This window comes from Kitasatospora sp. NPDC002040 (assembly GCF_040296785.1).
GTDB lineage: Bacteria > Actinomycetota > Actinomycetes > Streptomycetales > Streptomycetaceae > Kitasatospora.
In genome coordinates this window covers 13,521-27,444 of record NZ_JBEOXV010000003.1, presented here as the reverse complement: position 1 = coordinate 27,444, position 13,924 = coordinate 13,521, and the positions used below count along the sequence as shown (strand labels likewise).

Genomic DNA, 13,924 nt, shown 5'->3' with positions numbered 1-13,924 from the left:
CGGTGTTTCGGACAAGGGGGACTCCACGGTGGCACGGGTCAAGTACCGCGCTACCGTACAGCCCCGCCCCGGTCAGCCCGTGAGAAGGACCACATCCACGGTGCGTCCGGCCGCCACCGCGGTCTCCTCCTCCGGGACGGTGATCAGGCAGTTGGCCCGGGCCAGCGCGCCGACCAGGTGCGAGCCGTCGCCGCCGACCGGGGCCACCTCGCCGTCCGCGTACCAGCCGCGCAGGAACTGCCGCCGCCCGGCCGGGGAGCGCAGGTCGGCGGTGCAGACCGCGCGGACCACCGGCCGGTGGATGTCGGGGGCGCCCATCATGGTGCGGATCACCGGGCGGACGAACAGCTCGAACGAGATGTACGAGCTGACCGGGTTGCCCGGCAGGGCGAGCAGCGGGGTGCCCTGGATCCGGCCGAAGCCCTGCGGCTTGCCGGGCTGCATCCGCAGCCGCCGGAAGTCCATCTCCCCGTACTCGGCGAAGACCTCCTTGACCACGTCGTACGCGCCGACGCTGACCCCGCCGCTGGTGACGATCAGGTCGGCCCGGCCGAGCTGGTCCTCCAGCACCGCGCGCAGCACCGCCGCGTCGTCCGGCACGCCGCCGACCCGGTAGGCGATCGCGCCCGCGTCCAGGGCGGCGGCGGTCAGGGTGAAGCTGTTGGAGTCGGAGATCTGGCCGGGGCCCACCGGGTCGCCGGGCTGGACCAGTTCGCTGCCGGTGGAGAGCACCACCACCCGCGGCCGGGGGCGGACCCGGACGGTGCCGCGGCCGATCGCGGCGAGCAGGCCGAGCTGGGTCGGGCCGAGCAGGGCGCCCGCCTCCAGCACCCGCTCCCCCGCCGAGAGGTCGCTGCCCCGGCGGCGGATGTGCGCGCCCTCGGCGACCGGGCGGAGCACCCGGACCTCCTCGACCCGGTCGGAGGGCGCGGCGGTCATGGCGTCGGCGGCCCGGCCGGTGCCGGTGCCGCCGTCGGTCCACTCGACCGGGGCGACCGCCTCGGCGCCGGGCGGCATGGGCGCACCGGTCATGATCCGGGCGGCCTGCCCGGGGCCCACCTTGGGGAGTTCACCGGCGCCGGCCGCGATCTCGCCGACCACCGTGAGCACCGAGGGGTACTGCTCGGTGGCCCCGGTGGTGTCGGCCGTGCGGACCGCGTAGCCGTCCATCGAGCTGTTGTGGAAGGGCGGCAGGTCGACCCCGGAGTCGACGTCCTCGGCCAGTCGGCAGCCCTGGGCGTCGAGCAGCTGGAGCTCGATCGCCGGGAGCGGGACGACATCTGACAGGACGTCCGCCAGATGCTCGTCCACGCTCCACATGCGCGGCGGTGCCGGGGTCTCCTCGCAGCAGGAGTCGGAAGTCGTCCCGGTCATCGCTCACACTCGCCTTCTCGTCAGCCCTGCATCTCCGTGGCGACGAAGTCCTTGAGCCAGGACCGGAAGTCCGGGCCGAGGTCCTCACGTTCGCACGCCAGACGGACGATAGCGCGAAGGTAGTCGGCCCGGTCGCCGGTGTCGTAGCGGCGGCCCTTGAAGAGCACGCCGTGCACCGGGCCGCCGCCGGTCTCGTCCCGGGTCGCCAACTCGCGCAGGGCGTCGGTCAGCTGGATCTCGCCGCCCCGGCCGGGCTCGGTCTCGCGCAGCACGTCGAAGACGGCCGGGTCGAGGATGTAACGGCCGATCACCGCGTAGTTCGAAGGGGCGTCGGCCGTGTCCGGCTTCTCCACCAGGTCGGTGATCCGGAAGACGTCCTCGCCGAAGCCGTTGGCCTTGACGGCGGCGCAGCCGTACAGGTGGATCTGCTCCGGCTCGACCTCCATCAGCGCCACCACCGAGCCGCCGAGCTCCTGCTGGACCTCGATCATCCGGGACAGCAGCGGGTCGCGCGGGTCGATCAGGTCGTCACCGAGCAGGACCGCGAACGGCTGTCCGGCCACGTGCTGTTCGGCCACCGAGACGGCGTGGCCGAGGCCCTTCGGGTCGCCCTGGCGGACGTAGTGCATGTTGGCCAGCTGGACCGACTCCTGGACCCGGCGGAGCTTGTCCTGGTCGCCCTTGCGGGCCAGCAGCTCCTCCAACTCGTAGGCGCGGTCGAAGTGGTCCTCGAGCGCCCGCTTGTTGCGGCCGGTGACCATCAGTATGTCGGAGAGGCCCGCTGCGGCCGCCTCCTCGACGACGTACTGGATCGCGGGCTTGTCGACGACCGGCAGCATCTCCTTCGGGGTCGCCTTGGTGGCGGGCAGGAAGCGGGTACCCAACCCGGCAGCCGGCACCACGGCTTTGGTGACAGGGAGGCGGCGGGCGTTCGTCGTCGTCATACGTCAGACCTTACTAAGGCGGGGTTCCACCGGGCTGAGAGCAGGATTAACCGGTGATGAACCACACCGGTCAGGCACCTGCGTCACGTGCAGCAGCCACGGCGGCCGTCGTGTGGGCAGTGCCGGCGGAGGTGAGGGGGGCCTCCTCGTCACAGGGCGACAGATTACCGGTCCGGCCGGGGTGCTCCGTCCCCTCCCGGCCGGTCAGCTCGGCCGCACCGCGCCAGCAGTCGCCGCCGGTGGCGCGTGCCGCGGCCAGCGCGCGGTCGGCCGCGCGCAGCAACAGGGCCGCGTGCGCACCGTCCTCCGGCAGCACGGCGATCCCGACCGCGGCGGTGAGGCCGTTGCTCCCGGACACCCGATCGGGGCCCGGGCCGGCCGGGGACCAGTCGAGCAACTGGTGCCTGCGGACCGACCAGCAGAGCCGCTCGGCCACCTGCACCGCACCGTCCAGGCCGGTGTCGGGCAGCACCACCAGGAACTCCTCGCCGCCGTACCGGCCCAGGGTGTCCGAGCGGCGGATCTCCACGCTCAGCCGCTGGGCGAGGTCGCGCAGTATCGCGTTGCCCCGGCCCCGGCCGTGCTCGGCGACCACCGCCTCGAAGCCGGCGATCTCCAGCATCAGCAGCGCCAACTGCCGTGGCTCCGCGCCCGGATCGACCCGGCGGGAGCGCTCCACCTCGCGGTCCAGGGTGAGCTGGAGGTGCCGGTAGTTCCACACCCCGGTGAGCGGGTCGCAGGAGGCGGTGCGCTGGAGCACGTCCCGCTCGGCGGTCAGCTCGTCGACCCGGAGCCGCAGCGCGGCCTCCCGGGTCTCGGCGTCGGCGGCCCTTCGGCGCAGCCGAAGACCCGTCAGGGCGACGGCGCCGAGCGCCGGTGCGCTCAGCACGGCCAGCGCCTGGACCAGGAACGGGGTGGGCATCCGGTGCCTTCCACATGTCAGGCTCTGTGCACCGGGGCGAAGGTGCGGGCCGCGGGCCGGAGCAGGACCAAGGAGTATCCAGTGCACAACGACAAGACCGGCCTCCGGTCACGGCTGCTGGCAGAACGGCGTGAACTCTCCCCCGAACGGCGGGAGCACGCCGCCGCGCGGCTCGCCCTGCACGCCGGGTCGCTCGCGCGGGCGGGCCAGACCGTCGCGGCGTACGTCTCGGTCGGCGGCGAGCCCGGCACCCGGCCGCTGCTGGACGCGCTGCGGGCGGACGGGGTCCGGGTGCTGCTGCCCGTCCTGCTGCCCGACAACGACCTGGACTGGGCCGAGTACGAGGGCCCGGACGCGCTCGCCCCGGCCGGACGCGGCCTGCTGGAGCCGACCGGCCCCCGGCTCGGCCCGGACGCGGTCTGCGCGGCCGCGCTGGTGCTGCTGCCGGGCCTGGCAGTGGACCGCCGGGGCATCCGGCTCGGCCGCGGCGGCGGCTCCTACGACCGGGTGCTGGCCCGGCTGACCCGGCGGCGGGCCGCACCGGTGCTGGCCACCCTGCTGTACGACACCGAGCTGCTGGACACCGTCCCGGCCGAGCCGCACGACCTGCCGGTGCACGCCGCGGTCACCCCGTCGGGCGTGCACCGGCTGAACGGCTGAGCTGCTGACTCACCGTCAGCCCCTGGTCAGGACCAGCTTGTGCCTGGTGGCCTGCTCGACCGCCTCGGGCGACCAGGCCCAGGGCAGCAGTTCGCCCTTGACCCAGAGCTCGGTCTGGTCGTTGTAGTTCTCGTGGAACGCGTGCCCGGACGCCCCGCCGACGTTGATCCAGCGGGAGGCGTTGAAGTCGCTCAGGTCGACCACCATCCGCATCGACGGCACCCAGTCCACCTGGTAGCCCGCCGCCGCGTTCCAGCCCGCCGCGTTGACCGCCGCGGTGCCGCCGGAGAGCTGGTACGGGCCCCGGTTGAGCAGCTTGTGCACCAGCCCGGAGGCGATCGAGGAGTCGTCCTTGCCGAGCGTCTGCTCGGTCAGGGTCAGGGTGTGCAGCCGGCCCCAGCTCCAGGTCGCGATGTCCTTGCCGAGCTTGGCGGTCAGCTCCTGCCGGGCGTTCTTCAGCGACTCGGCCAGCAGGTTGCCGAGGCCCTTCTGCGCCTGGTGGTTCGCGTCCTTGTACTCCCACCAGGGGCTCTCCGGCTGGGTGAGCAGCCCGCGCACCACCTCGGTCCAGCGGTCCCCGCCGTCCGGCTGGGCCTGGCCCGGGTCGCGGGTGCCGCAGACGGTGACCGGCGGCGCCGGGTTGAGGTCGTCGTCCGGCAGCGTGGAGTCGCGCTTCTGCCGGACCAGCAGGCAGTCGCCCTCGGCCCGCAGGTCGGCCGGGAACTTCTGGCCGAAGGCGAGCGTGAGCAGCTGGCGCCAGACGGCGTTGTAGTAGGCGGCGGCGGCCGAGTCGGCGTCCTGGTGGAAGTTCCAGTCCTTCAGCAGGTCCTGGGCCTCGCGCACGTACGGGTCGTCGATCCTGACCTTGAGCAGCAGCGGCACCAGGGTCCTGGCCATCACGCTGGTGTTGTCGAGCTGGATGTCCCGCATGTCGTCCGGCGAGATCTTGCCGCCGTTCTTCAGCCGGTCGGTGATCTGGGTCTCGATCTCCTTGGCCCGGGTGCCGTACTCCCAGTCCTTGGTCAGCAGCGGCTTGTAGGAGTTCGGGTCCACCACGGCCTGGTTGGCGGTGACGATGTAGCCGGACACCGGGTTCCAGCTGTACGGGAGCGCCTTGAACGGGAGGAACTCCTTGTTCCAGCCGTACGAGGAGTCCCAGCCCGGGGCCGGGTATCGGCCGTCGCCCTTGGTGCGCTGCGGGATCATGCCGGGGGCCTGGTAGCCGATGTTGCCCTTGGTGTCGGCGTAGATCAGGTTCTGCGCCGGGACGGCGAAGTCGGCCGCCGCGGCCCGGAAGCCGTCCCAGTCGGCGGCGCGGTCCAGCTTGAACACCGCGTCCATGGTCTTGCCGGGGATCAGCGCGGTCCACTGCAGGGCGACGCCGTAACCGGCCGCCCGGTCGGGGGCGTTGTCGGCCGGGGCGTACTTGCCGACGTTCTGTTCCTCGGTGCTCTTGTCGGAGATCAGCGGGCCCCGGTCGGTGGTGCGGACCACGATGGTGCGGTCCTCGCCGCCGGCGACCTTGATGGTCTCCTTGCGGGTCTCGAAGTTCTTCTGCTTGCCGTCCACCAGGTAGGTGTCCGGGCTGGTGACCTTCTCCAGGTAGAGGTCGGTCACGTCGGCGCCCAGGTTGGTGAAGCCCCAGGAGATGTTCTGGTTGTGGCCGATCACCACGCCGGGCAGGCCGGCGAAGGTGAAGCCCGCGGTGTCGAACTGGCAGGCCGCGCCGACGTTCCGGCAGTGCAGGCCCATCTGGTACCAGGTGGAGGGCATGGACGGGCCGAGGTGCGGGTCGTTGGCCATCAGCGGCTTGCGGGTGGTGGTGTGCTCCCCGCTGACCACCCAGGAGTTGGAGCCGATGCCCTGGCCCTGGCGGCCCAGCAGTTGCGGCACCGCGCCGATCCGGTCGGCCACGCCCTTGAGCAGCGACTCGGTGGCGGCCCGGCCCTGGACGGTGGAGGCCGTGCCCTGGGCGGCGGTGGCCGAGCCCCCGGACGGGCGGAAGGCCCCGTCGGTGCCGACGGCGCCGGTCACGATGGTGCCGTTGCGCTCGTACGGGTAGGCGGGGTAGAGCTGGTCGATCTTCTCCGGGCCGAAGTCCTGGGCCAGCAGCGAGCGGTCGATCTCCTCCTGCATGTTGCCGGAGAGGTTCCAGGCCATCGCCTTGAGCCAGGCGACCGAGTCGACCGGGTTCCACGGCTCGGGCTTGTAGTCCCCGTTCACCGCGCCGAGCAGGCCGTACTCCAGCGAGGCGGAGCTGCCGGAGTGCTCGGACAGCCAGGCGTTCACGCCGTCGCTGTAGGCCTGGAGGTACTTCTTGGTGTCCTCGGCGAGCTTGCTGTCGTACTCCTCCTGCGCCACCCGGCGCCAGCCCATGGTGCGCAGGAAGGAGTCGGTCTCGACCTGGCCGGAGCCGAACATCTCGGACAGCCGCCCGGCGGTGATGTGCCGGCGGACGTCCATCTCCCAGAACCGGTCCTGCGCCTGGACGTAGCCCTGGGCCCGGAACAGGTCCTCGGAGCTGTCCGCGTAGAGCTGCGGGATGCCGTTGGCGTCGCGCTTCACGTCCACCGGTGCGGTCATCCCGGCCACCTTGACGCTGCCCTCGACCACCGGGAAGGAGGAGCGGACGGTGTGCACGGCAAAGAAACCGGCGCCTGCCGTGCCGGCGATCAGCAGCACGACCAGCACGAGCACGAACAGACGAGCGCGCCGGAACCTCTTCGAGCGGGGCATCTGGTTGAGTCCTTGGCTGGGAGACGGGCGGCCGTGACAGACCACCACATTAGGGCGCACGGCCTGACGGAGCTGCACGCGGGGCGCCCCCGGTCGGATCAGTGGGACCCTACCGGGCCCACCTGAGCGGAAGCTGGTCGGCCGAAGGTAAAAGAACAGGTAAAATGTTAGACTGGGTAACGATCCCGATCGGACGGACCGTCAGGTCCCCTGCCGGACGCTGCCTCCAGACGCTCCATCAGCCCGCCCGCTCTCTCTGCCGAGGTGCCACTGCGTGACTGTCGACGACCTGAACCGCTTTCTGCTCGAAGCCGCCGTGGTCCTGCTGGTCGCGGTGGTCGCGGTGCGCATCTCGACCCGCTCCGGCCTCCCCAGCCTGCTGATCTACCTCGGCATCGGCGTGGCGCTCGGTCAGAACGGGCTCGGCATCGAGTTCAACAACGCCGAGCTGACCCAGGTACTCGGCTACACCGCGCTGGTCGTCATCCTCGCCGAGGGCGGTCTCAAGACCAGCTGGCGGTCCATCAAGCCCGTGATGCCGGCCGCCACCGCGCTGGCCACCGCGGGCGTCGCGGTCAGCGTCGCGGTCACCGCGGCCGGCGCGCACTACCTGGCCGGCTTCGACTGGCGCACCGCGCTGCTGCTCGGCGCGATCGTCTCCTCCACCGACGCGGCCGCGGTCTTCTCGGTGCTGCGCACCGTCCCGCTGCCGTCCCGGCTGAACGGCCTGCTGGAGGCCGAGTCCGGCTTCAACGACGCCCCCGTGGTGATCCTGGTGCTGGCCTTCGCCACCAGCGGGCCGCTGGACTCCTGGTACGTCCTGGTCGGCACGATCATCGCCGAGCTGGCGATCGGCGCGGCGGTCGGCCTGGCGGTCGGCAAGCTCGGCGCGTACGCGATCCGGCACATGGCGCTGCCCTCCTCCGGCCTGTACCCGATCGCCGTGATGTCGCTGGCCGTCGGCGCCTACGCGGGCGGCGCGCTGCTGCACGGCTCCGGCTTCCTGGCGGTCTACGTCGCCTCGCTGGTGCTCGGGAACTCCAAGCTCCCGCACGGCCCGGCGGTCCGCGGCTTCGCGGACGGGCTGGCCTGGATCGGGCAGATCGGCATGTTCGTGGTGCTGGGCCTGCTCTGCACCCCCGCCAGCATGGGCAGCGCGATCATCCCCGCGCTGGTGATCGGCACCGTGCTGGTCTTCCTGGCCCGGCCCGCCTCGGTGCTGCTCACGATGACCCCGTTCCGGCTGCCCTGGCGCGAGCAGGCCCTGCTCAGCTGGGCCGGGCTGCGCGGTGCGGTGCCCATCGTGCTGGCCACCATCCCGCTGGTCGCGCAGGCCCCGCTGGCCCGCGAGGTCTTCAACATCGTCTTCATCCTGGTGGTGGTCTTCACCCTGCTGCAGGGCCCCACCCTGCCGCTGGTGGCCAAGTGGCTGCGGATCTCCGAGGGCTCGCTCGGCCAGGACCTCGGCATCGAGTCGGCGCCGCTGGAGCGCCTGCACGGCCAGCTGCTCTCGGTCACGCTCCCGCCCGGCTCCCGGATGGCCGGGGTCGAGATCAGCGAGCTCCGGCTGCCCGCCGGGGCCGCCGTCACCCTGGTGGTCCGCGACGGCAGCAGCTTCGTCCCCGACAAGACCACCGTGCTCCGGCCGCTGGACGAACTCCTGGTGGTCACCACCGAGGAGGTCAGCGAGGCGACCGAGCGCCGGCTGCGCGCGGTGGACCAGGGCGGCAAGCTGGCCGACTGGCTGCGCGGGCGGTAGTTCATGTGTTTTACGCGACGTTCACCTTCGGTTCGCTGGGCGCGCCGCCCTTCCGACCCGTAGGATGACGGGTAAAGATTTGCTATCAACTGATACATCCGCAACATCTGCCTGAAGCAGAGTTGGCGCGACCGCTCGGCGGCCGCGGTCCGCAGCAGTTCCTGCCCCCTGGCCCCCGCTTCCACGACGGCCAGCCGGACCCGGTATCACCCCGGTCGACGCGCGAGAGGACGACTCTCGGCGCCGTCGGGGCCTCCCAACCCCGTCCGCGCTACCAGGCAGCGGAAAGAACCGACCGTGGCGGCCCGCCGAACGGCAGACAACCCCACCCGCGTCGGGTACGGAGCACTGCTCCGCACCCCCGGTGCCTGGACCTTCCTGGCACCCGCGTTCGCAGCCCGGCTCCCGTACGCCATGCTCAGCCTGGGCATCGTGCTGCTGGTGCTCGACACCCACGGCTCCTACGGCACGGCCGGCGCGGTCGCGGCCGTGGCCGCCGTGGCACAGGCCCTGATCGGCCCGCAGACCGGCCGGCTGGCGGACCGGTACGGGCAGTCCGCCGTGCTGGTGCCCAGCATCGTGGTGCACGCGTTCTCGGTCGGCGCACTGATCGCGCTGGCCCTCGGCCACGCGCCGGTCTGGGCGCTGTTCCTGGCCGCCGCACCCGCCGGTGCCAGCGTCCCGCAGATCGGCGCGATGGTCCGGGCCCGCTGGGTGTCCCGGCTCTCCGACTCCCCCGCCACGCTGAACACGGCGTTCGCCTTCGAGTCGGTCACCGACGAGTTCACCTTCGTGATCGGCCCGGTGCTGGCCACCGCCATCGCCACCGGCTTCAACCCCTCGGCCGGCCTGATCGCCGAGGCCGCGCTGACCGTGGCCGGCGGCCTGGCCTTCGCCGCCCAGCGCTCCACCGCCCCGGTCCGGCACCCCCGGGCGGCGGGCGCGGCGCGCGTCTCCGCGCTCTCCTCCCCCGGCGTCCGGCTGCTGGCCGGCTCCTTCCTCGGCGTGGGCACCGTCTTCGGCGCCATGCAGGTCTCGGTCACCGCCTTCGCCGAGAACGCGGGCCGGGCCGGGATGAGCGGCACCGTCTACGGCGTGTTCGCCGGCGGCTCGATGCTGGCCGGCGTGCTGTACGGGCTGATCGCCTGGCGGCACGCGCCCCGGCAGCGGATGCTCGGCTGCTACGCGCTGCTGGTGCTCGGCTGCTCCACCCTGTGGGCGATGCCGAACCTGACCGCGCTGGCGATCGCCGGGCTGTTCTGCGGCCTGGCCATCGCCCCGACCCTGATCACCGGCTACACCCTGGTCGAGACCCTGGTCGCGGACGGCGCCAAGACGGAGGCCTTCACCTGGCTCACCGGCGCGATCGGCCTCGGCCTGGCGACCGGCTCCACCGCGGCCGGTCTGCTGATCGACCGCTTCGGCGCCTCGGGCGGGTTCGTGGTGCCGATGGTGGGCGCCGGGCTCGGCCTGGTCGCCCTGCTGACCATGCGCGGACTGCTGGTCCCGCCGAGCACCCCGAGCCGTACCGTGGCCAGGGGCGGAGCCCTCGGCGGCGGGCAGGCGTCCGTTCTCACACCGGTGGCGCTGGACTGATCCCGCGGAATGCCGCATGATTGAGGATCGTTAGCACTCATCAGGCGAGAGTGCCAGGGGGAAGTGCAGGAGGAAGCCAAGTGCCCACGTACCAGTACCAGTGCACCGAGTGCGGGACCGGCCTGGAGGCGGTGCAGAAGTTCACCGACGACGCGCTGACCACGTGCCCCGAGTGCCAGGGACGCCTCCGCAAGGTCTTCTCGGCGGTGGGCGTGGTCTTCAAGGGCTCCGGCTTCTACCGCACCGACAGCCGTTCCTCGTCCAGCAGCTCGGTGAGCCCGGCGTCGTCCTCGACGCCTTCGACCCCGGCCGCCTCGACGCCCGCTCCGGCGGCTTCGAGCAGCTCCTCGTCGGGTTCGACCTCGACCAGCTGAGACCGTCCGTTCCGACGGGCCCGGTCCGCGCACTTCGGTGCGGGGCCGGGCCCGTCGGCGTTTTCCACACCCGTGCGGGTGACACCGGTTGTCCACAGCCCCCGGGTTGTCCACAGGCTCCGGCTCCGTACCGGCCGCTCCTGCGACCTGCCCGCACTCTGATCCCGCGACCACGCGTTCCGATCGGAGGCGGTGCCCCATGGCCACCCTGCACGCCCTGCACACCCGAGCCGCCGTGCCCAGCACGGCTCCCGCCGTACCGCCCCGCCAGGTGGTCCCGGCCTTCCCGCCGATCCGCCGCGGCTCCGGCGGGCGGCACCGGCTCCAGCGGGCCGTCCGGTACCGTCCGGGCCTGCTCACCACCGGCCTGCTGGCCGCCGCCACCGCCCTCGCGGCCGGCCCGCTCCGCCCCGGTCCACCCCCGCCGACCTCGGCACCCGTGGTCACCGCCGAGGCCGCGTCCGCACCCCGCTGCCCCGGGGCGGCTCCACCGTCCTAGCCGGGTGGGCGTCAACCCGGCGCCGACGGATTCACCCGTGACCGATCCGACCCGGCATCGTTCAGCGCGGCATGAAGGGCTTCAAGGAATTCCTGCTCCGCGGCAATGTCATCGACCTCGCCGTCGCCGTCGTCATCGGCGCGGCTTTCACCACAGTCATCAACGCCTTCGTCAACGGTGTCATCGACCCCCTGGTCGGGGTGTTCGGCACCAAGGACCTGTCGGCCTACTCGTCCTGCCTCAAGGGCCCCTGCGCGGTGGACGCCACCGGGAAGGTCACCTCCGGCATCTTCATCCTCTGGGGCTCGGTGCTCAGCGCCGTGCTCAGCTTCGTGATCACCGCAGCGGTGGTCTACTTCCTCCTGATCGTCCCGACCAAGCGGCTGATGGCCAAGTACAAGACCCCGGTCGAGGAGGCCGCCGAGGCGGAGGCCAAGGAGGTCGCGCTGCTCACCGAGATCCGGGACGCACTGGTCCGCCAGCGCTGAACCGCACCCCCGCCGCCCGTCCGGCCGCCGTTCCGCTACCCCCCGTGGTGCGGCGGCCGCTGACTCCGGTACCAGTCGATCCCGCGCCCCGGGCCCTCCCCCGCGCCGCCCCAGCCCTGATCGGTGTCGTCGCTGGTCTGCCGGTCGAACGGGTCCTCGAAGACCAGCTTCGGCCGGGGCCTCGGCTCCGCCTCCCGCTGCTGCTCGGGCCCCTGCCCGGGCCCCTGCTCGGGCTGCTGCTCCGGCACCGCGACCACGTCCTCTCCACTGCTCCCACTGCCCTGCTGCGTCCCTCCAGCCTAGGCCGCAACGGCGACGGACCCCGCCGGGGCCGAAGCCCCGCCAGGGTCCGTCAGGTGTCCGATCGGGTCAGGCGGCTTCGAAGCCCGCGTGGTCGGCGATCTTCTTCAGCTCCGCCAGCGCGTGCTTCTCGATCTGCCGGATCCGCTCCCTGGTCAGCCCGTGCTGCTTGCCGACCTCGGTGAGCGTCCGCTCGCGGCCGTCCTCCATGCCGTACCGGGACCGGATGATCGAGGCCGTGCGGTCGTCCAGCCGGCCGATCAGGTCGTCCAGCTCCTCCCGGCGGAGCATCACCATCACGGCGTCCTCCGGAGAGACCGCCCCGGTGTCCTCCACCAGGTCGCCGAACTGGGTCTCGCCCTCGTCGTCGACCGCCATGTTCAGACTGACCGGGTCCCGGGCCCAGTCCAGCACGTCCTTGACGCGCTGCTCGGTCGTGTCCAGCTCCGCCGCGACCTCGGCCGGATCGGGCTCGCGGCCCAACTCCTTCGCCTTCTCCCGCTGCACCCGCCGGATCCGGCCGAGCTCCTCCACCAGGTGGACGGGCAGCCGGATGGTGCGGGACTGGTCAGCGATCGACCGGGTGATCGCCTGCCGGATCCACCAGGTCGCGTAGGTGGAGAACTTGAAGCCCTTCGCGTAGTCGAACTTCTCGACCGCGCGGACCAGGCCCGCGTTCCCCTCCTGGATCAGGTCCAGCAGTGGGAGACCGCTGCGCGGGTAGCGGCGGGCCACCGCCACCACCAGTCGGAGGTTCGACCTGATGAAGACGTCCTTGGCGCGCTCGGCGTCCTCGGCTATCGCCTCCAGCTCCTCCCGCTTGCTGCCCTTGGGCAGCGACGGTTGGTCCAGCAGGTGCTGGGCGTAGACGCCGGCCTCGATCCGGAGCGAGAGCTCGACCTCCTCGGCGGCGTCGAGCAGCGGCGTCCTGGCGATCTCGTCGAGGTACATGCCGACGAGGTCACGGTCGGCCTCAAGGTTGTTCGGGCGGGCCGCGCGAGTCCGGTCGGCCCTGTCGCGAACGACGGCACGAGTGGCCATGCTTGCTCCCTTGCTGCTGGTGCCGGTCTGCGGATCTCGCCCCGCCGAATGGGAGCCGGGGCAAAGAGATGCGGGCCTCGGAGAGGCTCACACGTAACGATCCAACGCACAGAATTCGGACAACATTCCCAACTCACCCAGTTTCTTCCGCCGATGCAGTATCCTGCGACTTTTCGCACGCGATCATCGACAGCGGGTGACCGGGCATCGACCCGGAGTGCCGAAGGCAGCCGCACCACTCCGTCAACGAACGACGGTGCCCGTCCGCAGCTTCTCCCCACAAAAGATGCCAAATCGCTATCGGTCCGGGGCCGGATACCGCACTCCCCCTGGGAAGGTGTCAGCCATGTACCCGCCCATCGACGGCACCCGCACCGCCCCCGGGCCCCGGGGCGTCGCCGATCCCACCGCGCGCCGCCGGCAGCGACTGCTGACCGGCTCGGCGCTCACCCTGGGCGCGGCCCTGCTGCTGGGCCTGCTGCTGGTCCTGGCGACGAGCCACTGGGGGCCGCTGGCCCGGCTCGACCAGGGCTGGGCGGGCTCCCTGCACGGCTACGCCCTGCGGCACAACATCTGGACCGCCTCCATGCAGACCCTCGCCGACATCGGCAGCACCGTCACCATGCGGGTGCTGCTCGGGGTGGCGGCGGCCTGGCTCTGGGCGATCGGCGCCCGGGTGCTCGGCGGCTGGGCCGCCGCCCTGATCCTGGTCGGCTGGGCGGCCGAGCGCCTGGGCGAGCACGCCGTGGGCCGGGAGCGGCCGCGCTTCGCCGCCCAGGTCGCGCAGGCGGACGGGTACGCGTTCCCCTCCGGCCACGCGCTCGCCTCCGGGATCACCTGCGCCGCCCTGGTGATCCTGGTCTGGCCCCGGGCCAACCGGGCCGGGCGGGCGGTCGCCTGCACCGCCGCCGGCCTCGCCGTGCTCGCGATCGGCTGGACCAGGATCGCGCTCGGCCTGCACTGGCCGAGCGACGTACCGGCCGGCTGGCTGGCCGCCGCCGTGGTGGTCGGCTCGGTCACCCTGGCCGTCGAGCTCTGGCGCCCGGGCGCCCTCTCCCGGGACGTCCGCCGGGTCGACTGGCGGACCAGGCCCCGGGTGCAGCGCGTCCTCGCCACCGGCAGCCCCCGTCCCGACCTCGACCCCGACCTCGCCCCCGAGCCCGGAGCCGCCCCGGAACCGGCCCATCAGGCCCCGCACGGCCGACCTGACGGACCGTGAGAAGCGTCACAT

13 protein-coding genes are annotated in these 13,924 nt (G+C 72.4%); 7 read left to right on the top strand and 6 right to left on the bottom strand.

Annotated elements, in window-relative coordinates; genetic code table 11:
- Nucleotides 1-72: 72 nt before the first annotated feature.
- The 3 genes from glp to ABT118_RS10340 form a co-directional block, all read right to left on the bottom strand.
- Nucleotides 73-1,374, bottom strand: coding sequence for a molybdotransferase-like divisome protein Glp (gene glp / locus ABT118_RS10350; RefSeq protein ID WP_350657114.1), 1,302 nt, complete (start codon nucleotides 1,372-1,374; stop codon nucleotides 73-75).
- A gap of 20 nt (nucleotides 1,375-1,394) precedes the next feature.
- A complete protein-coding gene (gene galU, locus ABT118_RS10345; protein WP_350657100.1) occupies nucleotides 1,395-2,318 on the bottom strand; it encodes a UTP--glucose-1-phosphate uridylyltransferase GalU in 924 nt (307 codons plus the stop codon).
- A gap of 70 nt (nucleotides 2,319-2,388) precedes the next feature.
- Entirely contained in the window at nucleotides 2,389-3,240 is an 852-nt protein-coding gene (locus ABT118_RS10340; protein WP_350657089.1) for a GGDEF domain-containing protein, read from the bottom strand.
- A gap of 81 nt (nucleotides 3,241-3,321) precedes the next feature.
- Here ABT118_RS10340 and ABT118_RS10335 point away from each other — a divergent pair, with 81 nt between their 5' ends.
- A complete protein-coding gene (locus ABT118_RS10335; RefSeq protein ID WP_350657076.1) occupies nucleotides 3,322-3,900 on the top strand; it encodes a 5-formyltetrahydrofolate cyclo-ligase in 579 nt (192 codons plus the stop codon).
- A gap of 15 nt (nucleotides 3,901-3,915) precedes the next feature.
- Here ABT118_RS10335 and ABT118_RS10330 read toward each other — a convergent pair whose 3' ends face one another.
- Nucleotides 3,916-6,636 carry a penicillin acylase family protein gene (locus ABT118_RS10330; protein ID WP_350657063.1) on the bottom strand — a complete coding sequence of 907 codons (2,721 nt, stop codon included), beginning with the start codon at nucleotides 6,634-6,636 and terminating at the stop codon, nucleotides 3,916-3,918.
- Between the two features lie 274 nt (nucleotides 6,637-6,910).
- Between ABT118_RS10330 and ABT118_RS10325 the strand changes: the two genes are divergently transcribed.
- From ABT118_RS10325 to mscL, 5 genes are all read left to right on the top strand, one after another.
- A complete protein-coding gene (locus ABT118_RS10325) occupies nucleotides 6,911-8,395 on the top strand; it encodes a potassium/proton antiporter (RefSeq protein WP_350657049.1) in 1,485 nt (494 codons plus the stop codon).
- Between the two features lie 297 nt (nucleotides 8,396-8,692).
- Nucleotides 8,693-9,991, top strand: a complete 1,299-nt coding sequence (locus ABT118_RS10320; RefSeq protein ID WP_350657038.1) for an MFS transporter — start codon at nucleotides 8,693-8,695, stop codon at nucleotides 9,989-9,991.
- 80 nt (nucleotides 9,992-10,071) lie between these two features.
- Nucleotides 10,072-10,365, top strand: coding sequence for an FmdB family zinc ribbon protein (locus ABT118_RS10315; protein ID WP_350657024.1), 294 nt, complete (start codon nucleotides 10,072-10,074; stop codon nucleotides 10,363-10,365).
- Between the two features lie 199 nt (nucleotides 10,366-10,564).
- Nucleotides 10,565-10,864, top strand: a complete 300-nt coding sequence (locus tag ABT118_RS10310) for a hypothetical protein (RefSeq protein WP_350657014.1) — start codon at nucleotides 10,565-10,567, stop codon at nucleotides 10,862-10,864.
- Nucleotides 10,865-10,935: 71 nt separating this feature from the next.
- On the top strand, nucleotides 10,936-11,352 hold the full coding sequence (mscL, locus tag ABT118_RS10305; protein ID WP_350657005.1) for a large conductance mechanosensitive channel protein MscL: 417 nt from the start codon (nucleotides 10,936-10,938) through the stop codon (nucleotides 11,350-11,352).
- A 35-nt stretch (nucleotides 11,353-11,387) separates the two neighbouring features.
- On the opposite strand, the gene ABT118_RS10300 is transcribed toward mscL, so the two are convergent.
- A complete protein-coding gene (locus ABT118_RS10300; protein WP_350656986.1) occupies nucleotides 11,388-11,609 on the bottom strand; it encodes a hypothetical protein in 222 nt (73 codons plus the stop codon).
- A gap of 112 nt (nucleotides 11,610-11,721) precedes the next feature.
- The gene (locus ABT118_RS10295) at nucleotides 11,722-12,693 is read right to left on the bottom strand and encodes a sigma-70 family RNA polymerase sigma factor (protein WP_350656942.1); all 972 of its coding nucleotides are present in this window, start codon (nucleotides 12,691-12,693) and stop codon (nucleotides 11,722-11,724) included.
- 346 nt (nucleotides 12,694-13,039) lie between these two features.
- Between ABT118_RS10295 and ABT118_RS10290 the strand changes: the two genes are divergently transcribed.
- Entirely contained in the window at nucleotides 13,040-13,912 is an 873-nt protein-coding gene (locus ABT118_RS10290; protein WP_350656875.1) for a phosphatase PAP2 family protein, read from the top strand.
- Nucleotides 13,913-13,924 lie beyond the last annotated feature (12 nt).